This is a genomic window from Streptomyces sp. NPDC055140 (genome assembly GCF_053607285.1).
Genome location: NZ_JBSGTG010000014.1, coordinates 49,830 through 75,407 on the forward strand (window position 1 = coordinate 49,830; position 25,578 = coordinate 75,407).

The 25,578-nt window shown below is 69.4% G+C and carries 22 protein-coding genes; 13 read left to right on the forward strand and 9 right to left on the reverse strand.

Features of this window, described 5'->3' with window-relative positions; genetic code table 11:
- Positions 1 to 415 precede the first annotated feature (415 nt).
- Positions 416 to 1,948, forward strand: coding sequence for an RNA polymerase sigma factor (locus ACWFR4_RS25290; RefSeq protein ID WP_453465170.1), 1,533 nt, complete (start codon positions 416 to 418; stop codon positions 1,946 to 1,948).
- Positions 1,949 to 2,103: 155 nt separating this feature from the next.
- Entirely contained in the window at positions 2,104 to 2,931 is an 828-nt protein-coding gene (locus tag ACWFR4_RS25295; protein ID WP_453654659.1) for a S1 family serine peptidase, read from the forward strand.
- A 124-nt stretch (positions 2,932 to 3,055) separates the two neighbouring features.
- Here ACWFR4_RS25295 and ACWFR4_RS25300 read toward each other — a convergent pair whose 3' ends face one another.
- Positions 3,056 to 3,286: a DUF7455 domain-containing protein gene (locus ACWFR4_RS25300; protein WP_018535956.1), complete on the reverse strand. Its 231-nt coding sequence runs from the start codon at positions 3,284 to 3,286 to the stop codon at positions 3,056 to 3,058.
- A 440-nt stretch (positions 3,287 to 3,726) separates the two neighbouring features.
- On the opposite strand from ACWFR4_RS25300, the gene ACWFR4_RS25305 reads away from it, so the two are divergent.
- From ACWFR4_RS25305 to ACWFR4_RS25330, 6 genes are all read left to right on the forward strand, one after another.
- Positions 3,727 to 5,862 (forward strand): DNA gyrase/topoisomerase IV subunit B, encoded by a 2,136-nt coding sequence (locus ACWFR4_RS25305; RefSeq protein WP_453469176.1) that lies wholly within the window; start codon positions 3,727 to 3,729, stop codon positions 5,860 to 5,862.
- Positions 5,863 to 6,053: 191 nt separating this feature from the next.
- A complete protein-coding gene (locus ACWFR4_RS25310) occupies positions 6,054 to 6,578 on the forward strand; it encodes a DUF1453 domain-containing protein (RefSeq protein WP_453467343.1) in 525 nt (174 codons plus the stop codon).
- Positions 6,575 to 7,729, forward strand: coding sequence for a sensor histidine kinase (locus ACWFR4_RS25315; RefSeq protein ID WP_453654661.1), 1,155 nt, complete (start codon positions 6,575 to 6,577; stop codon positions 7,727 to 7,729). Before ACWFR4_RS25310 ends, ACWFR4_RS25315 begins: the two co-directional genes overlap by 4 nt.
- Positions 7,730 to 7,881: 152 nt before the next feature.
- Positions 7,882 to 8,538, forward strand: coding sequence for a response regulator (locus ACWFR4_RS25320; RefSeq protein WP_453654663.1), 657 nt, complete (start codon positions 7,882 to 7,884; stop codon positions 8,536 to 8,538).
- A gap of 95 nt (positions 8,539 to 8,633) precedes the next feature.
- On the forward strand, positions 8,634 to 9,131 hold the full coding sequence (locus tag ACWFR4_RS25325) for a DUF485 domain-containing protein (RefSeq protein ID WP_453467348.1): 498 nt from the start codon (positions 8,634 to 8,636) through the stop codon (positions 9,129 to 9,131).
- Positions 9,128 to 10,720, forward strand: coding sequence for a solute symporter family protein (locus tag ACWFR4_RS25330; protein ID WP_453467350.1), 1,593 nt, complete (start codon positions 9,128 to 9,130; stop codon positions 10,718 to 10,720). The genes ACWFR4_RS25325 and ACWFR4_RS25330 overlap by 4 nt, the downstream gene beginning before the upstream one ends.
- 72 nt (positions 10,721 to 10,792) lie before the next feature.
- Here the strand turns inward: ACWFR4_RS25330 and ACWFR4_RS25335 are convergent, their stop codons facing one another.
- Complete coding sequence (locus ACWFR4_RS25335) at positions 10,793 to 11,485, reverse strand: response regulator (RefSeq protein WP_453654665.1); 693 nt, start codon at positions 11,483 to 11,485, stop codon at positions 10,793 to 10,795.
- 160 nt (positions 11,486 to 11,645) lie between these two features.
- On the opposite strand from ACWFR4_RS25335, the gene ACWFR4_RS25340 reads away from it, so the two are divergent.
- The 3 genes from ACWFR4_RS25340 to ACWFR4_RS25350 all read left to right on the forward strand — a co-directional run bounded on the left by ACWFR4_RS25340 (position 11,646) and on the right by ACWFR4_RS25350 (position 14,459).
- Complete coding sequence (locus ACWFR4_RS25340) at positions 11,646 to 12,461, forward strand: ABC transporter ATP-binding protein (RefSeq protein ID WP_453467354.1); 816 nt, start codon at positions 11,646 to 11,648, stop codon at positions 12,459 to 12,461.
- A complete protein-coding gene (locus tag ACWFR4_RS25345; RefSeq protein ID WP_453654667.1) occupies positions 12,451 to 13,314 on the forward strand; it encodes an ABC transporter permease in 864 nt (287 codons plus the stop codon). The genes ACWFR4_RS25340 and ACWFR4_RS25345 overlap by 11 nt, the downstream gene beginning before the upstream one ends.
- Positions 13,315 to 13,400: 86 nt before the next feature.
- Positions 13,401 to 14,459 carry an ABC transporter substrate-binding protein gene (locus ACWFR4_RS25350; protein ID WP_453467357.1) on the forward strand — a complete coding sequence of 353 codons (1,059 nt, stop codon included), beginning with the start codon at positions 13,401 to 13,403 and terminating at the stop codon, positions 14,457 to 14,459.
- Positions 14,460 to 14,483: 24 nt separating this feature from the next.
- On the opposite strand, the gene ACWFR4_RS25355 is transcribed toward ACWFR4_RS25350, so the two are convergent.
- The 4 genes from ACWFR4_RS25355 to ACWFR4_RS25370 all read right to left on the reverse strand — a co-directional run bounded on the left by ACWFR4_RS25355 (position 14,484) and on the right by ACWFR4_RS25370 (position 19,249).
- Entirely contained in the window at positions 14,484 to 15,164 is a 681-nt protein-coding gene (locus ACWFR4_RS25355; protein ID WP_266674922.1) for a response regulator, read from the reverse strand.
- The gene (locus ACWFR4_RS25360) at positions 15,161 to 16,870 is read right to left on the reverse strand and encodes a sensor histidine kinase (RefSeq protein ID WP_453467359.1); all 1,710 of its coding nucleotides are present in this window, start codon (positions 16,868 to 16,870) and stop codon (positions 15,161 to 15,163) included. Before ACWFR4_RS25360 ends, ACWFR4_RS25355 begins: the two co-directional genes overlap by 4 nt.
- Positions 16,871 to 17,001: 131 nt before the next feature.
- Complete coding sequence (locus ACWFR4_RS25365; protein WP_453654669.1) at positions 17,002 to 17,952, reverse strand: sucrase ferredoxin; 951 nt, start codon at positions 17,950 to 17,952, stop codon at positions 17,002 to 17,004.
- A 16-nt stretch (positions 17,953 to 17,968) separates the two neighbouring features.
- Entirely contained in the window at positions 17,969 to 19,249 is a 1,281-nt protein-coding gene (locus ACWFR4_RS25370; protein WP_453654671.1) for a citrate synthase, read from the reverse strand.
- 98 nt (positions 19,250 to 19,347) lie between these two features.
- Here ACWFR4_RS25370 and ACWFR4_RS25375 point away from each other — a divergent pair, with 98 nt between their 5' ends.
- On the forward strand, positions 19,348 to 20,514 hold the full coding sequence (locus ACWFR4_RS25375; RefSeq protein ID WP_453654673.1) for a citrate synthase/methylcitrate synthase: 1,167 nt from the start codon (positions 19,348 to 19,350) through the stop codon (positions 20,512 to 20,514).
- A gap of 51 nt (positions 20,515 to 20,565) precedes the next feature.
- Here the strand turns inward: ACWFR4_RS25375 and ACWFR4_RS25380 are convergent, their stop codons facing one another.
- Together ACWFR4_RS25380 and ACWFR4_RS25385 are read right to left on the reverse strand one after the other, a co-directional pair.
- Positions 20,566 to 20,802 carry a hypothetical protein gene (locus ACWFR4_RS25380; protein ID WP_100591144.1) on the reverse strand — a complete coding sequence of 79 codons (237 nt, stop codon included), beginning with the start codon at positions 20,800 to 20,802 and terminating at the stop codon, positions 20,566 to 20,568.
- Between the two features lie 168 nt (positions 20,803 to 20,970).
- Positions 20,971 to 21,525, reverse strand: coding sequence for a DUF6082 family protein (locus tag ACWFR4_RS25385; protein WP_453654675.1), 555 nt, complete (start codon positions 21,523 to 21,525; stop codon positions 20,971 to 20,973).
- A 321-nt stretch (positions 21,526 to 21,846) separates the two neighbouring features.
- Between ACWFR4_RS25385 and ACWFR4_RS25390 the strand changes: the two genes are divergently transcribed.
- Positions 21,847 to 22,938 (forward strand): CobW family GTP-binding protein, encoded by a 1,092-nt coding sequence (locus tag ACWFR4_RS25390; protein ID WP_453654677.1) that lies wholly within the window; start codon positions 21,847 to 21,849, stop codon positions 22,936 to 22,938.
- Here the strand turns inward: ACWFR4_RS25390 and ACWFR4_RS25395 are convergent.
- On the reverse strand, positions 22,935 to 25,391 hold the full coding sequence (locus tag ACWFR4_RS25395) for a DNA gyrase/topoisomerase IV subunit A (protein WP_453468348.1): 2,457 nt from the start codon (positions 25,389 to 25,391) through the stop codon (positions 22,935 to 22,937). The genes ACWFR4_RS25390 and ACWFR4_RS25395 overlap by 4 nt on opposite strands.
- Positions 25,392 to 25,578: the final 187 nt, after the last annotated feature.

The window sequence follows — 25,578 nt, forward strand, 5'->3', positions numbered from 1 at the left end:
GGGGCGCTTTGTCCCCCGCGGCGGCGCCTGGCCCTCTAATTGTTTAGAATTGCTGCCGCGCACGGGGCCCCCCCCCCCCCGGCCGCGGCCCCGCCCCCCCGACACATGTGTGGACCATGGGTTCCGCCGGGTCGAGCTGGGTACCAGAAGAGTGGCCATGTTTGACCGTATCCATTAGTTTTTGACCGCTTACGGGGTGTGACTCGGGCCACGCAGATTGGGCGTAACGCTCCTCGGAACAGCGCGATGACCTAAGAGGTGACAGCCGAGGAGGGAATACAGCAGCCGAGTTCGGCGCTGTGCATCTCCCCGGCCCCGCCCGCGCCGTCGGCCCATCCCCAAGTCGGCGGTCGTCGGCTCCGGTCCTCACAGGACGGGGCCGGAAGCCGTTTTCCAACGTTCCGAGAGGTTGTTCGTGTCGGCCAGCACATCCCGTACGCTCCCGCCGGAGATCGCCGAGTCCGTCTCTGTCATGGCGCTCATTGAGCGGGGAAAGGCTGATGGCCAGATCGCCGGCGACGACGTGCGCCGTGCCTTCGAGGCCGACCAGATTCCGGCCACTCAGTGGAAGAACGTTCTGCGCAGCCTCAACCAGATCCTCGAGGAAGAGGGTGTGACGCTGATGGTCAGTGCCGCGGAGCCGAAGCGCCCCCGCAAGAGCGTCGCAGCTAAGAGCCCGGTCAAGCGCACCGCCACCAAGACCGTCGCCGCCAAGACGGTCACGGCGAAGAAGGTCGCTGCCACGGCCACCCCCGAGTCCCCGGCCGTCGACGCCGAGGCTGAGGACGCCGAACCCAAGAGGGTCGCAGCCAAGAAGACGACGGCCAAGAAGGCCGTCGCGAAGAAGACCGTCGCCAAGAAGGCGGCGGCGAAGAAGACGTCCGGCAAGAAGGACGACGAGGTCGACGACGAGGCCACCGAGGAGACCCCGGGTACGGCCAAGGCCGAAGGCGAGCCCGGCGAGGAGGGCGCGCAGGGCTTCGTCCTGTCCGACGAGGACGAGGACGACGCGCCCGCGCAGCAGGTCGCCGCGGCCGGCGCCACCGCCGACCCCGTCAAGGACTACCTGAAGCAGATCGGTAAGGTCCCGCTGCTCAACGCCGAGCAGGAGGTCGAGCTCGCCAAGCGCATCGAGGCCGGCCTGTTCGCCGAGGACAAGCTCGCCAACGCCGACAAGCTCGCGCCGAAGCTCAAGCGCGAGCTGGAGATCATCGCCGAGGACGGCCGCCGCGCCAAGAACCACCTCCTGGAGGCCAACCTCCGTCTGGTGGTCTCCCTGGCCAAGCGTTACACCGGCCGCGGCATGCTCTTCCTGGACCTGATCCAGGAGGGCAACCTCGGTCTGATCCGCGCGGTCGAGAAGTTCGACTACACCAAGGGCTACAAGTTCTCCACGTATGCCACCTGGTGGATCCGTCAGGCCATCACCCGCGCCATGGCCGACCAGGCCCGCACCATCCGTATCCCGGTGCACATGGTCGAGGTCATCAACAAGCTCGCGCGCGTGCAGCGTCAGATGCTCCAGGACCTGGGCCGCGAGCCCACCCCGGAGGAGCTGGCCAAGGAACTCGACATGACCCCGGAGAAGGTCATCGAGGTCCAGAAGTACGGCCGCGAGCCGATCTCCCTCCACACCCCCCTGGGTGAGGACGGCGACAGCGAGTTCGGTGACCTCATCGAGGACTCCGAGGCGGTCGTGCCGGCCGACGCGGTCAGCTTCACGCTCCTCCAGGAGCAGCTGCACTCCGTCCTCGACACCCTTTCGGAGCGCGAGGCGGGCGTCGTCTCGATGCGTTTCGGTCTCACCGACGGTCAGCCGAAGACGCTCGACGAGATCGGCAAGGTCTACGGCGTCACGCGCGAGCGGATCCGTCAGATCGAGTCCAAGACGATGTCGAAGCTGCGCCACCCGTCGCGTTCGCAGGTTCTGCGCGACTACCTGGACTAGAAGCGCGACCGCCCGGACCGGATTCGGGCGGTAGGTACGTCATCGAAGGGCCCGGCTCCCCTCAGGGGGCCGGGCCCTTCGCTGTGCTCGTGTGCATGACGCACGAAGTTCGCTCACTCTGGGTGTGTCGATACAACCCAGAGTGAGGATACCGAATGCGTCGCCCCTTCGCCCGAACGCCGTTCCGGGCGCCTGTCCTGCTGGCGGCGGCCTTGCTGCCCCTGGCTTCCCCCGCCCCTTCGGCGGCGGACAGTGTCGTCATCGGAGGCCGGCCGGTCCGGGTGGCCGACAGTCCGTGGATGGTGGCGCTCTCCAGTCGTGACCGGTTCGGGGGTACCCGATCCGGTCAGTTCTGCGGGGGCGTCGTGGTCGGGCGGTCGACCGTCATGACCGCCGCCCACTGCCTGGGCCCCGAGGTCCTGGGCACCGCGCTGCGTGCCATGGGTGACCTCAAGGTCATCGCGGGGCGTGACGACCTGCGGACCGAGTCGGGCGCTGAGGTCCCGGTACGCCGCGCCTGGGTCAATCCCGACTACGACCCCGAAACCAACTCCGGGGATGTGGCGGTCATCACACTGAAGGCGCCGCTGCCGGAGGGATACGTGATCCCGATGGCGGGGGCGGGGGACTCTGCGTACGCGGCCGGGACCGGCGCCGCGGTCTATGGCTGGGGAGATGCCACGGGGGCCGGTGACTACGCGAACACGCTGCGTGCCGCGGACGTGCAGGTGCTCGGTGACTCCGTGTGCAAGGCGGCCTACCCGGGCAGCTCCGAGGGAACGTTTCTCGCTCGCACGATGCTGTGCGCAGGGGAGCCGCAGGGTGGGCGGGACGCCTGCCAGGGAGACAGCGGCGGCCCTCTCGTGGCGCACGGGCGTCTGATCGGGCTCGTGTCCTGGGGGAGCGGCTGTGGGCGCTCTGGGAGCCCTGGCGTCTACGCCCGGGTCTCGGAGGTCATGCGTGTCATGCCGGAGCCTGCCTGACGCCCTCAGGGCGCCTCATGGGCATATGCCGGGTTGATACGAGGACGGGCGGCCACCCTGTGGTGCAGGGATGGCCGCCCGATCACCGGCCTGGGCCGGAGCTGGCTCGTCGTTGTGCGAGGCGTCAGCGTTCCTCGGTTTCGGCGCTTGCCGGAGCGGCGGTCAGGCGCTCCGTCTCGTCCTGTATCTCAGCGGCGATCTTCTTGAGTTCCGGCTCGAACTTGCGGCCATGGTGGGCGCAGAAGAGCAGTTCACCACCGCTGATGAGCACGACGCGCAGATATGCCTGGGCGCCGCAACGGTCACAGCGGTCAGCGGCCGTCAGTGGGCTCGCGGGGGTCAGAACAGTAGTCACGTCGCCTCTTCTCTAGCTCGACGAGCTGTCGTACCAGGGTCAACATCCAACCAGGCCGAAAACGTTCCCGCTCGTGGCTTTTCCTCGAAAAATCTTTCCGAGGGGCTGTCTGCTGCCGGTTGGCGGCGAATGTGCCGTATTACGTCTCTTACGTGTCTTACGGGTTCGCGCGTTCCGTCAGGGTCTGTCCTCGCCGACTGGCTTGTCGGTTGTTCATGAGGACGTGCCCGGAGCCTAAATGGTTCATGCGCCGAAGGGAACGTGATGTGTGCTTCACCCCATCGAGGGATCGAACACACATGCGACGCTGGACTAGTCTGGGCAGAGGCGAGGGTTGCGTTACAACGGCTCTACCAGGCCTCGGTACCCTCTGAGCGGCGACCGAAGCCGACCCCTTACCCAAAAGGGTTCCAAGTGAAATTCAGCGAGGAGCGAACTGCGTGACCGCCGAAACGTCCGTGCCGTCCACAGCGCTGCTGACCGGAGCAGGCGGCATCGTGGACAAGGACAGTTCCAACTACACCGCGCGGCACCTGCTCGTCCTTGAGGGACTCGAGGCCGTACGCAAGCGCCCTGGCATGTACATCGGGTCGACGGACAGCCGTGGCCTGATGCACTGCCTCTGGGAAATCATCGACAACTCCGTCGATGAGGCCCTCGGCGGCTATTGCGACTACATCGAGGTCATCCTCCACGACGACGCCTCCGTAGAGGTGCGGGACAACGGCCGCGGTATCCCCGTGGACGTCGAGCCCAAGACCGGACTCTCCGGGGTCGAGGTCGTCATGACCAAGCTGCACGCGGGCGGCAAGTTCGGCGGAGGGTCCTACGCGGCCTCCGGCGGCCTGCACGGCGTGGGTGCCTCCGTGGTGAACGCGCTCTCCGCGCGGCTCGACGTCGAGGTCGACCGAGGCGGGAACACGCACGCCATCAGCTTCCGCCGCGGCGTCCCCGGCGCCTTCGCCAAGCCGGGGCCCGACGCGACCTTCGACTCCTCCGCGCGGCTCAGCAAGGTCAAGCGGGTCCCGAAGAACCGCACCGGCACGCGCGTGCGCTACTGGGCCGACCGCCAGATCTTCCTCAAGGACGCCAAACTGTCCCTGGAGAACCTGCACCAGCGCGCCCGCCAGACCGCGTTCCTCGTGCCCGGCCTGACCATCGTCGTGCGCGACGAGTACGGGCTCGGTGACGGCGGCAGTAAGGGCGAGGAATCCTTCCGCTTCGACGGCGGCATCAGCGAGTTCTGCGAGTACCTCGCCGCCGACAAGCCGGTCTGCGACGTCATCCGCTTCTCCGGGCAGGGCACCTTCAAGGAGACCGTCCCCGTCCTCGACGACCACGGTCAGATGACGCCGACCGAGGTCACCCGCGAGCTCGGCGTGGACATCGCGCTGCGCTGGGGCACCGGCTACGACACGACACTGAGGTCGTTCGTCAACATCATCGCCACCCCCAAGGGCGGCACCCACATGAGCGGCTTCGAGCGCTCGCTCACCAAGACGATGAACGAGGTGCTGCGCGCCCAGAAGCTGCTGCGCGTCGCCGAGGACGACGTCGTCAAGGACGACGCCCTCGAGGGCCTGACGGCCGTCGTCACGGTGCGTCTCGCCGAGCCGCAGTTCGAGGGCCAGACCAAGGAGGTGCTCGGAACTTCGGCGGCCAACAGGATCGTCGCGAACGTCGTGGCCAAGGAGCTCAAGGCGTTCCTGACCTCCACCAAGCGCGACGCGAAGGCCCAGGCCCGAGCCGTCATGGAGAAGGCCGTCGCCGCGGCCCGTACGCGGATCGCGGCCCGCCAGCACAAGGACGCGCAGCGCAGGAAGACGGCCCTCGAGTCGTCGTCGCTGCCGGCCAAGCTCGCCGACTGCCGTAGCGACGACGTGGAGCGCAGCGAGCTCTTCATCGTCGAGGGGGACTCCGCGCTCGGCACCGCCAAGCTGGCCCGGAACTCCGAGTTCCAGGCGCTGCTGCCGATCCGCGGCAAGATCCTCAACGTTCAGAAGTCGTCCGTGTCGGACATGCTGAAGAACGCCGAGTGCGGCGCGATCATCCAGGTCATAGGAGCCGGGTCGGGGCGGACCTTCGACATCGACGCCGCGCGCTACGGGAAGATCATCCTGCTCGTCGACGCCGACGTCGACGGCGCGCACATCCGCACCCTGCTCCTGACCCTCTTCCAGCGCTACATGCGGCCGATGATCGAGGCGGGCCGCGTGTTCGCCGCGGTGCCGCCGCTGCACCGCATCGAGCTCGTCCAGCCGAAGAAGGGCCAGGACAAGTACGTCTACACGTACTCGGACCGCGAGCTGCGCGAGACGCTCCTCGAGTACCAGCGCAAGGGCGTGCGCTACAAGGACTCGATCCAGCGTTACAAGGGTCTCGGAGAGATGGACGCCGACCAGCTGGCCGAGACCACGATGGACCCGCGCCACCGCACGCTGCGCCGGATCAACATCGGCGAGCTGGACGCCGCGGAGCAGGTCTTCGATCTGCTCATGGGCACGGACGTGGCACCGCGCAAGGAGTTCATCAGCAGCTCGGCCGCGACGCTCGACCGCTCGCGCATCGACGCCTAGGGCCGACCCGGACGCCGGCTCCACCCGTGGGTGGAGCCGGCTGATCCACCCACGATCCACCCCAGCTCCGATCCCGTGAACTGGCCTTTTCCGTAACTTCGAAGACGTTGCTCGACGTCGCCGCTCGGCGTCGTCCGGCGAAGTTCTCGAAACCCTCGAATCCTCGAAGTCACGGAAAGTCGGAGGCCGCCATGTCCGGGCTCACCAATGTGCTGGTGATCATCGCCGTCGTCGTGCTGGTGGTCGTCCGCCAGTTCAAGGCACAGCAGATCACCATGGACAAGCGCTGGTGGGTCGTGCCCGCCGTGCTCGTCTTCATGGCCCTGCGTAAGCCGGACCTCCTCGACCCCCACCACCAGGCACTCTCGGCCTTGCTCATGGGCGTCGAGCTGCTCGTCGGTCTCGCCATCGGCGCCGGCTGGGCCTGGACCACCCGTCTGTGGACCGTGCAGGACGGCACGGTGTGGAGCAAGAGCACCAAGGCCAGCGGCGCCGTCTGGATCGTGGGTGTGGCCGTACGGGCCGGTCTCTACGCCGCCGGCGCGGTCTTCGGCATCAAGCAGGGCAGCGCCGCCCTGATGCTCGCCCTGGCCGCCACGCTGCTCGTTCGCTCCGGAGTCCTCATTTGGCGTGCGCAGTCCCTGCAGACTGCACCCCAGGGAGCCGGGGCGTACGGTGACGGCGTGCCCGTGCCGTCGTGGAAGGACCGTGTGTGACGCCCGGAGCCTGGACCAGCTGGCCCTCGCGGGAGGCGCTCTCCCGCGAAGGGCTCACACGGGCACGGCGGGTCCTGGCACGCGTCGTGCGAGCGGTCGCGCTCACGGCTCTGGTGTGGACCGCCGCAGCGGAGCGTGGCGTGCACGGCTGGGCCGTCGCCTTGGCGCCGGTCGCGCTCATCGCCTGCGGTGCCGCGGCCTGGGGGTTCTTCCGGACCACGCTGGAACACCTGCTGTGGCCCTCCGTGGGACTGCTCGCCCTCCTGCTGGGCGCGGCATTCGCGGCGGAGCAGGCCGGGTTCAGAGGGCCGGCGCTCGTCCTCTGGTGCGGCTGTGCCGTCACCGCTCTTGAGCGGCTGCCCCTGGTCGCGGCCATTTCTCTCACGGCCGGCGCGCTCACCGGGTTCGCGGTCCTGAACAACGACGCATGGTTCACCACGGCGGTCACCACCATCGGGCTCTGCCTTGCGGGATACGTCCTGCGCCTCGACGCGGAGGCGAGAGGAAGTGCCCAGCGGCTGCTCCGCCAGGAGCGGGCCGCGAGGGCCGCCGAGGCGGAGTCCGCCGCACTGGCCGAGCGGGCCCGGATCGCGCGGGAGATCCATGACGTGCTGGCGCACAGCCTCTCCGCCCAGCTCGTCCACCTCGAAGCGGCCCGCCTGCTCATCGAGCGGGGCGCGGATCTCGACCAGATCCACGAACGGGTCGTCGCCGCCCGGGGCATGGCACGTGACGGGCTCACCGAGACGCGCCAGGCACTCTCGGCGCTGCGCGGTGAGATGACCCCGCTGGAGGACTTCCTGCGCGAGCTCGTCGCCACGGACGGTGCGACGGTCTCGGTGGAGGGTGTGCGGCGCCCGCTGTCCGTAGAGGCGTCACAGACCGTACGCAGGGTCGCCCAGGAGGCCCTGACGAACGTCCGCAAGCACGCGCCCGGTGCGAAGGCACAGGTGAGACTGGAGTACGGCGCCGCCGAAGTGACCCTCGAAGTAAGGGATTCGGGCTCGGCCGCGCCGCCGGGAGAGCTCACTGTCAGTGGCTCCGGCTACGGTCTGTTGGGGATGAGGGAGCGTGCGGAGCTGCTCGGCGGCACGCTCGTGGCAGGGCCGTGCGAGGAGGGTTTCGCAGTGAAGCTGAAGGTACCGGCATGAGCGGGACGGACCCGGGGGTGAACGGGGCGGATCGCGCGGCGGACGCGACAGGTTCGCAGACAGGCGGGGCAGACGCGCCGACAGGTTCGCAGACAGGCGCCGTGGAGTCGGCTGGTTCGCAGACGGGTGGTGCGGCGCGCAGGGACGCCAGAGTGGTGGTCGCCGATGACCAGACGGTCGTGCGCGAGGGCATCGTGATGCTGCTCGGGCTGCTGCCGGGCATCGAGGTCGTCGGAGCGGCCGGCGACGGGGACGAAGCCGTCGCGCTGGTCGCCCAACTCGCCCCGGACGTCGTCCTCATGGACCTGCGCATGCCGCGCTGTGACGGGGTGGAGGCGACGCGGCGTATCCGCTCGGAGTACCCCGGGACCCAGGTCGTCATTCTGACCACCTACGCGGACGACGAGTCGCTGTTCCCCGCGCTCAAGGCCGGAGCCCGCGGCTATCTCACCAAGGACGCGGGCGGCGACGAGATCGTACGGGCCGTCGAGGATGTGCTCTCCGGTGACGCGGGCCTTTCCCCGAAGATCCAGCGCCGTCTCCTGGAACGTCTTTCGGAGCCCGCACCGGCCCCCGCACCCGTGGATCCGCCCGACGGGATCACCGCGCGAGAGGCCGAAGTTCTGGGGCTCATCGCCGAGGGTCTCACCAATCAGGAGATCGCCCGCACCCTGCATGTCTCCACCGCGACGGTGAAGACACACATCAACAACCTCTTCGCCAAGACCGGCCTCAAGGACCGGGCACAAGCGGTGCGGTATGCCTATCGGCACGGCCTTGTTCAGCCACCGGGGTCGGCCATCACCTAATGGGGTGAAGAGGGATGTGAGAAGAGTCCGGGATCTTCCCGTTCTGCCCATCCTTGGGCTCGCGGCCTAAGTGGCCCGCGGACAAGGAGAGTTCGGTGGAGAAGCACGACGGGCGCGAGGTGGCGCAGCCTCGGGCCGGTGATCGCGGTGTTCTCGGCGATCCCTGGTACGACGCGCTGGCCTCCGGGTGGGGCGAGTTGGACGGCACGGGGGCCCCTGCCCCGGCCGTACCTCCCCAGGCCGCGCCCCCGGAGCGGAGTGCGGCCGCGGTCTATCTGGAGGTGCAGCGCAGCGCCGCCTTCCAGGAAGTACGCAGCCGCTACCGGAGGTTCGTCATTCCGGCCGCCGCGGCCTTCTTCGCTTGGTATCTCGCGTACATCCTGGCGGCGACGACGGCCCCCGGTCTGATGGGCAGGCCCGTCGCGGGCTCGGTGAACGTGGCGATGCTGGCGGGGCTCGGGCAGTTCCTGAGCACCTTCCTTCTGACGTGGCTGTACTCGCGCCACGCGCGGCTGCGAAGGGACCGCGCGGCGCTCGAACTGCGCTGGGACACCCAGGAGATGACCCGAGTGATCGAGGGTGGCCAGCGGTGACCGGGAACCACCAGACGCTGGCGCTGCTGCTGTTCAGCGTGTTCGTCGCCGTCACGTTGGCGATCACCACCTGGGTGAGCCGCAACAGGCACGGCTCGGCGGAGGAGTTCTACGCGGGCGGCCGGCTCTTCTCGCCCATGGAGAACGGTTTCGCCATCGCGGGCGACTACATGTCGGCCGCCTCCTTCCTCGGCATCTCGGGCCTGATCGCGCTCTTCGGCTACGACGGCCTGCTCTACTCGGTCGGGTTCCTCGTCGCCTGGCTCGTCGTGCTGCTGCTGGTCGCCGAACTCGTACGCAACTGCGGGCGGTTCACGCTCGCCGACGTCATCGCCGCCAGGATGCGGGAGCGTCCTGTACGGATCGCGGCGGGAACTTCCTCGGTGACGGTGTCCGTTCTCTATCTGGTGGCGCAGATGGTGGGTGCGGGCAGCCTGGTCGCGCTGCTGCTCGGCAGCACCGGCGGAGCCGTACAGGCATGGACCGTCGTCGGTGTCGGCGGGCTCATGGTCATCTATGTGTCGCTGGGAGGGATGCGGGCCACCACCTGGATCCAGATCGTCAAGGCGGTCCTGCTCATGGGCGGGGCGATCACCCTGACCGTGCTCGTCCTGGTGCGTTTCCACGGGGACTTCGACCAATTGCTGCGTACGGCGGCGCAGCGCAGCGGGCACGGAGCCGCTTTCCTCGCGCCCGGACTGAAGTACGGCGGCGACTGGACCGCGCGGCTCGACTTCATCAGCCTGGGGCTTGCGCTTGTGCTCGGCACCGCCGGGCTGCCGCACATCCTGTCGCGCTTCTACACAGTTCCGACGGCACGGGCCGCGCGCCGCTCGGTCATCTGGTCCATCGGACTCATCGGCAGCTTCTACCTGATGACCATCGTGCTCGGCTTCGGTGCGGCGGCGATCGTGGGCTCCGACGCCGTGCGTGGTTCGAACGCGGCGGGGAACACGGCGGTTCCGCTGCTCGCCCTCGACCTGGGCGGCGGTCCGGACTCCACGGGCGGAACGGTTCTGTTCGCGGTGGTCGCGGCGGTCGCCTTCGCCACGATCCTCGCCGTCGTCGCCGGGATCACGCTCGCCTCCTCTGCGTCCGTGGCCCACGACCTGTACGCGTCCTTGCGCCGCCCCCATGCCAAGCCGCGCAGCGAGGTCGCCGTGGCCCGCGTCGCCGCCGCCGGAATCGGTGTGGTCGCGATCGCTCTGGGGCTGCTCGCCCGCGACCTCAATGTGGCGTTCCTCGTGGGCCTCGCCTTCGCCGTGGCGGCCTCCGCGAACCTGCCCGTACTGCTCTACTCCCTGTTCTGGCGGAACTTCACCACGCGCGGCGCCGTGTGGTCCGTCTACGGGGGGCTCGTGCCCGCCCTCATGCTGGTGGTCCTGTCACCGGTCGTGTCCGGCAGCGAGACCTCGCTGTTCCCCGGCGTGGACTTCCAGTTCTTCCCGCTGGAGAACCCCGGCCTCGTCTCCATCCCCCTCGGTTTCCTGGCGGGCTGGCTCGGCACGGTCACCTCGCCCGAGCCACCGGACGAGGCCAAGCACGCGGAGACGGAGGTGCGTGCGCTGACCGGGGCGGGAGCCGTCTGAGGACCGCGCCCCACATATGTGGCCCGAGCCCTCGCGCGGCTGCCCCAGAGTGCTCAGGTCACCTCGGTCACCTCAGGGCGCCACCCACACATAACGGTGCTCCGGTCGCCCGGTGTCCCCGTACTTGAGCGAGAGGTGGAGCCGGCCCGACTGTTCCATGTGCCGCAGATACCGCTGCGCCGTGGAGCGGCTCAGGCCGGTCTCAGCCGCTACCTCGTGGGCGGACAGCGGATGGTCCGCGCGGTGCAGCACGCCGCAGATCAGGTCCGTGGTCGGCTCCGACTGCCCGCTCGGCAGGCCGGGCGACGCGGGCATGGGCAGCGCCCGTAGCGCACCGAAGATCCGGTCGACCTGCTCCTGGCCCGCGGCGCCGCGGCCGCTGACCCGGTCCACGGTGCGGCGCAGCGCCGCGTACGAGTCGAGCCGCGAACGCAGCGCGGCGAACGTGAATGGTTTGACCAGGTAGTGCAGTGCGCCCTGGCGCATCGCCGCCTGCACCGTCAGGACATCGCTCGCCGCCGTGATCATGATGACGTCGGTGTTGTGGCCGTTCTCCCGCATCCGGTGGGCGAGTTCGAGGCCTGTCATGTCGGGCAGGTAGTGGTCGAGCAGCACGAGGTCGATGCGCTGGCGCTCCACGAAGGCCAGTGCCTGCGCGGCGTTGTGGGCGCGGGCCACCACCCGGAAGCCGGGAACCTTTCCCACGTACTTCGCGTTGATCTCGGCGACACGGAAGTCGTCGTCCACGACCAGGACGTCAATCATCGGGCCTCTCTCCCTCAAGCCCAGGCGAGCTGTTAAGCCCGTGTTTCGGCTCAGCTGTTGTAGCGCGAGCAAAACGAGCACAACAGTCTCTTGCAAGCAGAAGTCCGCCTTGCGCCCAGAAGACTGATGCGGTGTCCCAGGTCACATCTACCTTCCGGCCATGAGCACAGACACCGGCCCCGCCATCGAACTGCGGGGCGCGAGCAAAACCTTCAGGACGCCTTCGGGCGGCCTGCACACCGCGGTCAGGGAGCTCGATCTGACCGTCGCACGTGGCGAGTTCGTGGCCGTCGTCGGCCCCACCGGCTGCGGCAAGTCGACCACCCTCACCCTCGTCAGCGGCCTGGAGGAACCCACCGACGGCGAGGTCCTGGTGGCCGGCGAACCCGTCGAGGGTGTCGGCGACAAGGTCGGATTCGTGTTCCAGCAGGACGCTACGTTCCCCTGGCGAACGGTGCTGTCCAACGTCATGGCGGGCCCGCGCTTCCGCGGCGTACCGAAGGCCGAGGCGAAGGCCAAGGCCCGCGAATGGCTGGCCCGGGTCGGCCTCGCGTCCTTCGAGGACCGCTACCCGCACCAGCTCTCCGGAGGCCAGCGCAAGCGCGTCGCGCTCGCCGCCACGTTCGTCAACGACCCCGAGATCCTGCTCATGGACGAGCCGTTCTCGGCGCTCGACGTGCAGACCAGAGCCCTGATGTCGGACGAGCTCCTGGAGCTGTGGGAGGGCACGGGCGCCTCGGTCGTCTTCGTCACCCACGACCTGGAGGAGTCGATCGCGCTGGCCGACAAGGTCGTCGTCATGACCGCGGGCCCGGCCACCGTGAAGCAGGTCTTCGACATCGACCTGCCGCGCCCCCGCAAGGTCGAATCGGTACGCCTGCTGCCCGAGTTCATCGAGATCTACCGCGAGATCTGGGAGTCCCTCGGCGAAGAGGTCCGCATCACGCGCGAGAGAGGTGCCGCCGATGTCGCCTGACACCGTCACCGCCGCGCCCGCCACCGACACCGCCAAGCCGGCACGCGCCGTCACCAAGGCCCGCGCTGCCCGCCGACGCAAGGTGCTGATCGGCGGCGCCAGGGTCCTTCTCCTCGTCGTCGTCCTCGGCCTCTGGGAGGTGCTCGCGCGCGCCGCGATCATCGACCCGTTCAACTTCTCGATGCCGTCGAAGATCTGGGACCAGATCTGGACGTGGACCACCCATGGCACGGCGCTCGGCTCGCTGGGCGAACAGGTCTGGTACACGCTCTACGAAGCGCTCGTCGGCTGGATCATCGGCGTGATCGCCGGTGTCGTCTTCGGTATCGCGCTCGGGCGCATCACCTTCCTCGCCGACGTCCTCGGCCCGTACATCAAGGTCCTCAACTCCATCCCGAGGATCGTGCTCGCCCCGATCTTCGTGATCTGGTTCGGCCTCGGCCCGGCCTCCAAGGTCGCCTCCGCCGTCGTCCTGGTGTTCTTCCCGGTGTTCTTCAACGCCTTCCAGGGTGCCCGCGAGGTCGACCGGAACCTGGTCGCCAACGCGCGCATCCTCGGCGCCAGCGACCGCCGCGTGACGCTTCAGGTCGTCATCCCGTCCGCCACGTCATGGATCTTCACCAGCCTCCATGTGAGTTTCGGCTTCGCGCTGATCGGCGCCATCGTCGGCGAGTACATCGGCGCGACCAAGGGCGTCGGCCTGCTCGTCGCGCAGTCGCAGGGCACGTTCAACGCGGCGGGTGTGTACGCGGCGATGGTCATCCTCGCCGTTGTGGCCCTGCTGGCCGAGGGGCTGCTCACCTTCGCCGAGCGCCGGATCTTCCGCTGGAAGCCGACGGATTCGGACAGCTGACGGCCGCCCCTCGGCGCGCGCCACCAGCGCTTCCCCGCATAACTCTCCTCACCCGCTTCAGTCTCTTCACAAGGACGTGAACCACCATGCGCAAGACCGCGCGGCTCTGTGCCCTCGCAGCGACCGGCCTGCTTGCCCTCTCCTCACTCACGGCGTGCGCCAACGACGCCGCCAGTACGAGTACCGGCTCCGGCAAGAAGGCGGACGGCAAGGGCGAGCACGTCAAGATCATGGTCGGCGGCCTGGACAAGGTCATCTACATGCCGGCGATGCTCACGGACCGGCTCGGCTACTTCAAGGATGAGGGTTTGAATGTCCAACTCCTGAGCGAGCCCGCGGGTGTCCAGGCCGAGACGGCGCTCGTCTCCGGCCAGGTCCAGGGGGCCGTCGGCTTCTACGACCACACGCTCGACCTGCAGGTCAAGGGCAAGGCCGTGGAGTCCGTGGTGCAGTTCTCGCGGGCCCCCGGAGAGGTGGAGATCGTCTCCAACAAGGCGTCCGGGGACATCTCCTCGCCCAAGGACTTCAAGGGCAAGAAGCTCGGCATCACGGGCCTCGGCTCCTCGACGGACTTCCTCACGAAGTACCTGGCGGTCAAGAACGGCGTCCAGCCGAACCAATTCTCGCCGGTGGCCGTCGGCGCGGGCCCGACGTTCGTCTCCGCGCTCCAGAAGGGCGCCATCGACGGCGGCATGACGACGGACCCCACCGTCGCCACGATCCTGGACAAGAAGCTCGGCAAGGTCCTCGTCGACATGCGGACCCCTGAGGGCTCCCAGGAGGCGCTCGGCGGCCCGTACCCGTCGTCGAGCCTCTACATGCAGACGGACTGGGTCAACAGCCACAAGCCGACGGTCCAGAAGCTCGCCAACGCCTTCGTGAAGACGCTCAAGTGGATGTCCACGCACAGCGCCGACGAGATCGCGGCCAAGATGCCGGCCGACTACTCCCAGGGCGACAAGAAGCTGTACGCCGAGGCGATCAAGGCCACACTGCCGATGTTCACGACGGACGGCGTGATGCCCAAGAACGGCCCCGAGACTGTTGAGAGTGTGCTCAAGGCGTTCAACCCGAACATCAAGAACGCCAAGGTCGACCTGAGCAAGACGTACACCACCGAGTTCGTGGACAAGGCCGCCGGCTGACCACGTCGACTCCTCGTACGTCGCTCAGGTGCGGGTCGCCCAGACATAACGGTGTTCTGGGCGGCCCGCGTCGCCGTACTTGAGGGTCAGGCCGGCCCGGCCGGTGCGTTCCAGGAGCTTCAGATAGCGCTGGGCCGTCTGCCGGCTCAGCCCTGTACGGTCCGCGACCTCCTGCGCCGAGAGCGGGCCCTCCGCGTCCACCAGAGCCCTGCGTACGAGCTCCGCCGTGCTGGGGGAGTGTCCCTTCGGGAGGTCCGGCTCCGTGTCTGCGGAGAGGGCGCCGAAGATCCGGTCGACCTGGGCCTGCTCGGCCTCGCCGCCGCCGTCCAGCGTGCGGCGCAGCCCCGCGTACGCCTCCAGCTTGGCGCGCAGCCCCGCGAACGCGAACGGCTTGACCAGGTACTGCAGCGCCCCGAGCCGCATGGCGGCCTGCACCGTGGACACGTCACGCGCCGCCGTCACCATGATCACGTCGGTCTGGTGGCCGCGGCGCCGGATCTCTTGAACTGTCGCCAGGCCCGTCTCGTCCGGCAGGTAGTGGTCCATGAGGATCAGGTCGATCTGCGGCCGGGCCTCCACCTCACGCAGGGCCTCGGCCGAGCTGTGCGCCTCGGCCACCACGCGGAAGCCCGCCACCTTCTGCACGTAGGCCGCGTTCACGCGCGCGACGCGGATGTCGTCGTCCACGACCAGCACTTCGATCATCGCGGGTCCTCCTTCGTGGGGGTGGCCATGGCATCGGCGGCGGTGTCGGCCGCGGTGGTCATGGGTGCCTCGGTGGCCTCCTGCGCGAGGCCCGGATCCGTGAGCGCCTCGGGCAGGACGACGGTGAACTCTGCGCCTCCGCCGTCCGGTTCCCCCACGTGGACGCTGCCGCCCTGCCGTTCCGCGAGCCGGCGCACGAGGGGCAGGCCGATACCGCGCTTCCCGTGGGAGGGCAACTTCTTGGTGGACCACCCCTCCGTGAAGATCAACTCCCGTCGGGCGGCGGGGATGCCGGGCCCCGTGTCGCGTACCCGCAACTCCACCGTGCGGTCGTCGGCCGCCCGTACATCGACCTCCACGCGCGCGTGGGGGGTGCCCGCGACCGCGTCCACCGCGTTGTCGACCAGATTCCCAACGATCGTGACGAGTCCCCGCGGGTCGATCAACCGGTCGGGGAGGAGAGTCCTGTCGGAGATCCACAGGGCGACTCCGCGCTCCGCCGCCACCGTCGCCTTGCCGACCAGGAGGGCCGCGAGCAGCGGATCATGCACCTTCTCGGTCACCTGTTCCGCGGTCGCCCTGTGGTCGCCCACCACCTCGCCGACGAACTCGACGGCGTCGTCGAACATCTCCAGTTCGAGCAGGCCGAGCAGCGTGTGCATGCGGTTGGCGTGCTCGTGGTCCTGGGCGCGCAGGGCGTCGATCAGGCCGCGCGTCGAGTCGAGCTCGCGCCCCAGCTGCTCCAGTTCGGTGCGGTCCCGGAGGGTGGCGACGGCGCCGCCGTCGTCCGTGGGCATGCGGTTGGCGATCAGGACGCGCTGGCCGCGGACCGTCACCAGATCCGTGCCCGTGGCCCGGCCCGCCAGCACGTCGGTCGTACGACCCGGGCCCAGCGCGTCGTCGAGCGACTGCCCGATCATCTCGTCGCCGATGCCCAGGAGCCGGTGCGCCTCGTCGTTGAGCAGCCGGATCCGGCCGCTCCGGTCCAGCGCGACGACGCCTTCCCGAATGCCGTGCAACATGGCCTCGCGCTCCGAGAGCAGCCCCGAAATGTCGGAGAACGCCAGGTCACGAGTCTGCCGTTGGACCCGGCGCGAGATCAGGTAGGCGGCCAGCGCACCGACGGCGAGGGCGCCGCCCGCGTAGGCGAAGAGGCCCGGAATGGCGTGGATGAGCCGCGCCCTGACACTGTCGTACTCGATGCCCACGGATACGGCCCCGACGATGTCGCCCCGCGCGTCGCGCAGGGGCACCTTCCCGCGCGCCGAGCGTCCTAGAGTGCCGCTGTCGATCCCCATGACCTCGTGGCCCGCGAGCGCCTCGCTGGGGTCCGTGGAGACGATCCTGCCGACCTCGCCCGGATCGGTGTGGGACCAGCGGACGCCTTCCTTGTTCATGATCACTACGTACTCGGCGCCACTGGCCCGGCGGATCCGCTCGGCCTCCCGCTGGACGGGACCGTCGACCGTGGGACGTGAATGCCGCAGGTCCTCGGCGATGCTCGGCTGGGCCGCGGTGGTCTGCGCGATCGCCAGCGCGCGGCGCATCGCCTGGTCGTCGAGCTGATCGCTGAGCGGCGCGAGGAAGAGCCCCGTCGCGAGCACGGCAACCCCGGCGGCGATCGCCACCTGCATCAGCAGCACCTGCGCGAAGACGCGCCGCGGCAGGCCGAAGCGCAGCCGGCGTGTGGGGGGAGTGGGGCTCATACGAAGAACGGTAAGGGGACGAGCGGGGTGCTCCGTAGCGGATGTGGCGGGTATCTCGCGTGCTGGGATGCACCTCGTAAGGGGCGATGGGGTGACGTGTGTACGCCGGTGCGGGGCGCGAGCCCGTCGGCTCAGCCGCTCGCGCTGAGGGGACCTGTGACGGCCGGCGCGATCTCGTCCACCGCGAGTACGTCCATGCGCGCCGGAGTGCCCAGCGCGGCACCGCAGCTCTCGGGGCGGGGCGGTTGCGAAGCGCTCTGCGCGACCGTGACGTGCCAGCGGCGGCCGTCCGTGTGGGTGACGGTGACCTCCCAGAGGGCCCCATGCCCCGGCGCGGTGGCCTCCGTGCGGACGACAGTCAGCACTCCGGCGTCATCGATCCCGGCCGACGTGCGCACGGCGAGCTCGGCGGCCTGGCCTGGCCGTTCCCACGCGGAGTTCCCGCGGCACCCGTCGGTGGCGATCCGGCCGGCCTGTACCGCGTCGAGGGTGTTCTTGACGTGGGCGGCGTCGGCACGGCCGTACGCGTAGCCGTAGGGCAGTACGAGCAGCGTGGGGGAGAAGCGGTGGCCGCCGAGGTGGGTGACCTCCCAGATGCCGTCCTGTCCGGACGCGGCGAGGTCGGCGGCGAGCGGCCGGCCCAGGAGGGCGCAGCAGCGGTCGCGCTTGCCGTTGGTGCAGACGAGCGCGAGCGGCGCGCGCTTGTGCGGCGTGCCGAAGCCGCGGTGGTCACCCGCTCCGAGGGCGGCGAAGTCGAGTGCGAGCAAGTCCTGTGGGGACTCGGTCATGGTGCCGCGCAGCCATGTGTTTCCCGGGATGGTGTGGGCCACATACACATGGCGCCGGGTGGTGGCGTGGAAGTCCGCGTGCCGGCCCGGGCGCCTGATGAGGGCGACGCGTACACCGGTCCCCTCTGCGGCCGCCTCCAGGGCCCTGCCGAGCTCCGGGTCCAGATGGCTGGACGTCAGCGCCTTCACACCCCAGGGGCCCGGCTGCTCGATCAGCAGCCAGGTAGTCGCGGTGGCGGCGGTCCCCGCGAGAGGCTCGTTCAGATCCTCCGAGGCGGTCGTACACGTACTCACGTAGGGGAGCCTAACCTCACTCGGCCGGCGGCGGGGCGTCGGGTGCGGGCAATGGCTGAGGCGGGCGCAGCCCCACGTACTGTCCGCTCGGCCGCATCCGCAGCGGGCGCTCGCCGTACTCCTCCAGGGCGTGCGCGATCCAGCCGGCCGTCCGGGCCACCGCGAAGACGGTCTCGCCGGCCTCGGCGGGCATGCCGCACGAGATGGTGAAGACCGCGAGGGCGAGGTCCACGTTCGCGTGCAGGTCGGTGTGGCGGGCGGTCGTCGCCACGACGTCGCGGGCCGCGGCGAGCGCCGGGTGGACCTGCGGGATCTCCTCCAGGAGGGCGAACAGGGCCTGGGCGCGTGGGTCCTCGCCCTTGTACAGGCGGTGGCCGAGGCCCGGGACGCGGCGCCCGGCACGCAGTTCGTCCGCCACCACAGGGGCCGCGCTGCCGCGGTCGAGGACTTCGAGGAGCATGCGGTGCGCGAGACCGCTGGCGGCGCCGTGGAGCGGTCCCTCCAGGACGCCGAGGCCCGCGGAAACCGCCGCGTACGCATGCGCGCGCGCCGACGCGGCGACCCGGACGGCGAGTGTCGACGCGGCGAGATCGTGGTCGACGAGGAGCCCAAGTGCCGTGTCCAGTACGTGCAGTGACGGATCGTCGGGTTCGCGTCCGGAGAGGCGGCCCCACAGGCGCTGGGCGAGCGGTCCGCCGTCGCGATGCGTGTGTCGTACGGGTGGCAGGGCCGCCACAAGCGTCGGGATGAGGGTGCGGGCCGTGCCGAGTACGGCCTCTTCGGAGAGGTCGAAGCGCAGCGGGTCGGTGACGGCGGCAGCGACCGCGGCGACCCGCAGACGGTCGACAGGGCCGCTGTGTTCCGGCAGGGCGCCCACGGCGCGCCGGGCCGCGGCGAGGGACTGCCGGGGGGCGGTGAACCGGACCCCCGGCCGCAGCGCCCCGGTCCACAGCCACTCGGCGACCTCTTCGTAGGAGTGACGCGTGGCGAGCTCGGCGGCGTCGACCCCGCGGAAGTAGTAGCGGTCCTTGTCGATCAACGTGATGCGGGTGCGTACGGAGAGCTCGCCCGGGGCCGAACCGGCCGCGGGCTCCCGCTTGTTGCGCTGCGCGAGCGCCTCCACCTCGGCCGCGTCGAACGTGCTGCCGCGCGAGCCCGGCGCCGCCCGGCGGCTGCTGAGCTGACCGCGGCTCACGTACGCGTACACGGTCTCGGGCTTCACGCCCAGAAGCTCGGCCGTCTCCTTGGTACTGAGCCGCCGGGCTTCCCGCACGGGTGCGGGTTCGTGATCCGTCATGCGCGCCACCGTATATCCGCATCGCGTGTATTGATTCAATCAATATTGACAGGCATAGAGTCAAGCATGGACAGTCAAATCAAGTCCAGGGAGGAAACATGCCGATCAACGGGACCACGGCCACCCCTGTCGACGTACCGCGGGGACTCGCGGGCGTCGTCGTCACCGACACCGAATTGGGTGACGTCAGAGGGCGTGAGGGCTTCTACCACTACCGCCAGTACTCGGCCGTCGAGCTCGCGCAGACCCGCGGCTTCGAGGACGTATGGCACCTGATGATCCACGGCGAGCTGCCTGACGCCGCGCAGTCCGAGGCCTTCGCCGCGCGTACGGCCGCCCTGCGCCGACTGCCCGACGACGTGCGGGCCGCGCTGCCCGTGATCGCCCGCGCCGGTGCGCTCTCCGGCCCGCTCGCCGGGCTGCGCAGCGCCCTGTCGCTCTTCGGCGCCTCACAGGGCTTCCGCCCTGTGTACGACATCGACGACGAGCGGCGGCGCGACGACACCCTGGCCGCCGCGGCGGTCGTGCCGACGCTGCTCACGGCGCTGCACCGGCTCGGTGACGGCCTCGAACCGGTCGAACCGCGCGACGACCTGTCGTACGCCGCGAACTACCTCTACATGCTGACGGGTTCGGAGCCGGAACCCGCTCACGCCCGTGCCATCGAGCAGTACCTGATATCAACCATTGATCACGGCTTCAATGCGTCAACGTTCACGGCGAGGGTCATCGCGTCGACCGGTGCCGATGTCGCGGCCTGTCTGGTCGGCGCCGTGGGGGCGCTCTCCGGGCCTCTGCACGGCGGCGCCCCGAGCCGCGCGCTCGACACCCTCGACGCGATCGGCACGCCGGACCGGATCGACGGATGGATCCGCGAGCGGGTCCTCGCGGGCGACCGGATCATGGGCTTCGGTCACCCCGTCTACCGCACGGAGGACCCTCGTTCGCGGATGCTGCGGGGCATCGCCGAGGGGTTCGGCGGGCCGACGGTGGAGTTCGCTGTCGAGGTCGAGCGCCACGTGGAGTCGATCCTCGCGGAGCTCAAGCCGGGCCGGGAACTTCACACGAACGTGGAGTTCTACGCGGGCGTGGTCATGGAGCTGTGCGGGTTGCCGCGCGCGATGTTCACCCCGACGTTCGCCGCTGCGCGGGTGGTGGGGTGGAGCGCCAACATCCTTGAGCAGGCACGCGATTCGAAGATCATTCGCCCGGCGGCCCGGTATGTGGGCCCGGCGGCTCCGGCGCCGGTACCGGTCGTGTCCTGAACGCGCCGGAGCCCGGTCCTTCGTGGGGACCGGGCTCCGGAAAGCGGCGGGCTAGGCGTCCGGGATATCGGCCTTCGCGCGCACGAGCGTTTCGCGGCTGACGATCACGATGCGCTCGTAGTCGGCGCGCGCCGCATCAGGCGGAAGCTCCTTGTCGAGCTCCGCGGTGGCCTCTGTCCCGATGACGGCGAAGTTCCCGTCGCTCAGCTCGAACAGGTCAGGGCAGGTCGCCCCTGACGCACTGCCACGTTCGCGCGGAGGCACACCGATGCGGCGCACGATCTTCAAGGGGTACCGGTCCTTAGGGAAGGCATAGCTCTGACACGTTCCGGTCAGGCTAGTGCGCCCCCTGCGGCCTGTGGGCCCCATGGGAACGGAAGTTGAGGAATTTTGGGGCACATGGGCGTGCGAAATCACCGGTGTGGGTGAAGAGGCTCGGTGACGGCCGGCTCGGGCTCAGAATGCCGGAGGGTCCCCGACGACCCACCACTCGTCCGTGTCCGCCTCCTCCAGCTCTTCGTAGAGCCTGTCCGCCAGGCGTCCGAGCCGGGCTTCGTCGGACGAGTGCTTGAGGGCGATTCGGTGGTTGCGGGTGGCTTCCCAGTACTCGCGAAAGACCGGGCTCTGGAAAAAGTCGCGGAGGTGGCCGTACATCTGCTCCTGGTCGACGAGGCCCGACTGCTCCAGGTGGAAGAGGTTGACGTACCAGGCATTCGCATAGAAGTACTGGCGCAACTTCTCGAGCGGGACATCCGCGCCGTACGTGTTGATCACGACCGCGAGGGACGGGTCGTCGATGGCCTTGACCAGTAGTGCCCAGTGCATGCGTTGCTGATGGGCCCGGGCGCGGCGGTGCTCGGCCACCTCGTCCCGCTCCAGCTGCTCGGTGCGCAGCCGGGCCTCCTCGCGGCGCTGCTGCTGCTTCGCGAAGGCCGATGTGGCCCCACCGAGAGCGAACCCCGCCAGCGCGGCGGCACTCAACGCCCATATCCCATTACTCTGTGTGGCCATGTCAACCCCCGGTTCAGGCGACCGTCCGCCGGTCGTCGGGTGCGGGGCGACGGGAAAGGACCGGCGAGCGGTGGGCGGCGCGCTTGCCGCCCCCCGGGGTGCCGAGCGGCGCTGGTCGGCGGGGAGGCGGAGAGGAGGCACACGGAGGGAAGCAGCGGTCGCTCGTCCGGGCGCCATGCCTGTCGTGTGCCCAGCCCGCGACGCTAACAATCGTTCACTTCGCGGTGTTTCTACGCGCTCGTATCCTGGGGCGGCATTCATTCGTCGTAAGAACGCCGGTATGCGCGTCCGTGGACGCGTCGGTGTGAGAGAGGTCGCGCGTTGAGTCAGTCGAGGCAGGAGCTTGCGCAGCAGATCCCGGTCGTCGTCCTCGCCGGGTTCCTGGGCTCCGGCAAGACCACCCTGCTGAACCATCTGCTGCACCACGGCGGCGGCACGCGGATCGGCGCGATCGTCAATGACTTCGGCTCCATCGAGATCGACGCCATGGCCGTCGCCGGGCAGCTCGGCGACTCCACCGTCTCCCTCGGCAACGGGTGCTTGTGCTGCGCCGTCGACGCGAGCGAGCTCGACGAGTACCTGGACCGGCTCACCCGGCCGTCGGCCCGCAACGGCATCGATGTGATCGTGATCGAGGCCAGTGGGCTCGCCGAGCCGCAGGAGCTCGTGCGCATGGTGCTCGCCAGCGAGAATCCGCGGATCGTGTACGGCGGTCTGGTCGAGGTCGTCGACGCCGTCGAGTTCGACCGGACGCGGGAGCAACATCCCGAGCTCGACCGGCATCTGGCCATCGCCGACCTCGTGGTGGTCAACAAGGCCGACCGGGTCCCGGAGCGGGAGCACCAGCGCGTCCTGGAGCGCGTGCGCGGGCTGGCCGGAGGCGCAGCGGTCGTACCCGCGACGTACGCGCGCGTGGACCCCGAGTTCCTCTTCGACTGCCGGCCGACGCGCGAGCGGATCGGCCAGTTGTCGTTCGATGACCTCCACCGGTACGACGGCGACAGTACGGGCGGAGACGAGCATGACGAGCACGACGGCCATCTCCACTCCGCGTACGACAGTGTCTCCGTCGAGCCCGAAGTGCCGCTCGATCCGCGCCGGTTGATGGCGTTCCTCGACAGCAGGCCCGAGGGGCTCTACCGCATCAAGGGGTACGTCGACTTCGGCGCGGCCGACACGCGTAACAAGTACACCGTGCACGCCGTCGGTCGGTTCCTGCGGTTCTCGCCGGAGCTCTGGGCGCCCGGAGAGCCGCGCGTCAGTCGGCTCGTCCTCATCGGGGCCGGGATCGACGCCCCGCGGCTGAGCAAGGAACTGGCCGCCTGCGCCCAGGACGCCCCGCACACCTATGCCGACGAGCACAGCATGTGGGGCGTCCTGAGATACGTACAGGAACCGCAGGACGCGGACTAGACCGGCCCCGCCACCACCGAGACCGTCTTCGCGAGGGAGACGCCGGAGCCGTCGCGGCGCGGGTCGACCTCGGGCAGCTCGGCCGGGGTGCCGTTCTTCTGCGCCGCGCGGGCCGGTGTCGGGCCCGCCCAGCCCAGGCTCAGGCAGTCCTCGCCCTTCAGGAAACGCTGGCAGCGCACACCGCCCGTGGCCCGACCCTTGCGCGGGTACTGGTCGAACGGGGTGAGCTTCGCGGTCGTCTGGACGGAGTCGTCGAGCGTCCCGCGCGACCCCGCCACCGTGAAAACGATCGCATCCACAGCCGGATCGACGGCGGTGAACGAGATCACCTTGGCGCCGTCGGCCAGCTTGATGCCCGCCATACCGCCCGCGGCCCGGCCCTGCGGACGTACCTGCGACGCCTGGTAGCGGAGCAACTGCGCGTCGTCCGTGATGAAGACCAGGTCCTCCTCGCCGGTGCGCAGCTCCACTGCGCCGACGATGCGGTCACCGTCCTTGAGGCCGATGACCTCCAACTCGCCCCTGTTCGTCGGGTAGTCGGGCACGACGCGCTTGACCACGCCCTGCTCGGTGCCGATCGCCAGGCCGGGGGACGACTCGTCGAGGGTGGTCAGACAGACCACCTTCTCGGCCGCCTCCAGCGACGACAGGAACTCCGTGACGGGCGCGCCGCCGGAGAGGTTCGGCGCCGAGGCCGTCTCCGGGAGCTGCGGCAGGTCGATGACATTGAGCCGCAACAGGCGCCCCGTGGACGTGATCGCGCCGATCTCGCCGCGCGCCGTCGCCGGGACCGCGGAGACGATCACGTCGTGCTTGGTGCGCCGGGCGTCCTCGTCGTCCCCGAACGGGTCGGCGGTCGCCGTGCGCGCCAGGAGGCCCGTGGACGACAGGAGCACGCGGCACGGGTCGTCGGCGACCTGGAGGGGCACCGCGGCGACCGTCGTGCCCGCCGACTCCAGGAGGACGGTGCGGCGCTCGGTGCCGAACTTCTTTGCCACCGCCGCCAGTTCGGCCGAGACCATCTTGCGCAGCTCGGCGTCGGAGTCGAGGATCCCGGTCAGCTCGTCGATCTCGCCGTTGAGCCGGTCGCGCTCCGTCTCCAGCTCGATGCGGTCGAACCTGGTGAGGCGGCGCAGCGGCGTGTCCAGGATGTACTGCGTCTGGATCTCGCTCAGCGAGAAGCGCTCCATCAGGCGCTCCTTCGCCTGCGCGGAGTTGTCGCTGGAGCGGATGAGGCGGATGACCTCGTCGATGTCCACCAGCGCGACGAGGAGGCCCTCGACCAGATGCAGCCGGTCCCGCTTCTTCGTACGGCGGAACTCGCTGCGGCGGCGTACGACCTCGAAGCGGTGGTCGAGATAGACCTCCAGGAGCTCCTTGAGGCCGAGCGTCAGGGGCTGACCGTCGACCAGCGCCACGTTATTGATGCCGAAGGACTCCTCCATCGGCGTCAGCTTGTAGAGCTGCTCGAGGACAGCCTCCGGCACGAAGCCGTTCTTGATCTCGATGACCAGGCGCAGGCCGTGCTGGCGGTCGGTGAGGTCCTTGACGTCCGCGATGCCCTGGAGCTTCTTCGAGCCGACCAGGTCCTTGATCTTCGCGATGACCTTCTCGGGGCCCACCGCGAAGGGCAGTTCGGTGACGACGAGGCCCTTGCGGCGCGCCGTCACGTCCTCCACGGAGACCGTGGCGCGGATCTTGAAGGTGCCGCGGCCCGACTCGTAGGCGTCCTTGATGCCGGACAGGCCGACGATCCGGCCGCCGGTCGGCAGGTCGGGGCCCGGGACGAACTTCATGAGCGTCTCGAGGTCGGCGCCCGGGTGCCTGATCAGGTGGCGGGCGGCGGCGATCACCTCGCCGAGATTGTGCGGCGGCATGTTCGTCGCCATGCCGACGGCGATGCCGGACGCGCCGTTGACCAGGAGGTTCGGGTAGGCGGCCGGCAGGACGGCGGGCTCCTGCTCCTGGCCGTCGTAGTTCGGCCCGAAGTCGACCGTGTTCTCGTCGATCGACTCCGTCATCAGCGATGTCGCGGGGGCCATCCGGCACTCGGTGTACCGCATGGCGGCCGGCGGGTCGTCGTTCCCCAGGGAGCCGAAGTTCCCGTGGCCGTCGACCAGGGGGAGGCGCATCGAGAAGGGCTGGGCGAGCCGCACCAGGGCGTCGTAGATCGACGCGTCTCCGTGCGGGTGCAACTTACCCATGACCTCGCCGACGACGCGGGCGCACTTCACATAGCCGCGGTCGGGGCGCAGGCCCATCTCGTTCATCTGGTAGACGATGCGCCGGTGCACGGGCTTCATGCCGTCACGGGCGTCCGGCAGGGCCCGGGAGTAGATCACCGAGTAGGCGTACTCGAGGAAGGAGCCCTGCATTTCGTCGACAACGTCAATGTCGAGGATCCGCTCCTCGAAGTCGTCGGGAGGCGGGGTCTTCGTGCTGCGGCGGGCCATCGCTGCTGCGGCTCCTTCACAGATGCTGCCGGGGCATGTACGAGAATCTGACGCGCACCATTGTGGACCGCCCCACTGACAACGCCGACCGCGACCCGTCCGTACGGCGTTCGGTGCTCGCTCTCGGCGTACCCAGTGCGGGAACTTCGCCAGGCGTCAGAACGCTTGCATACAGTGGCAGAACTGG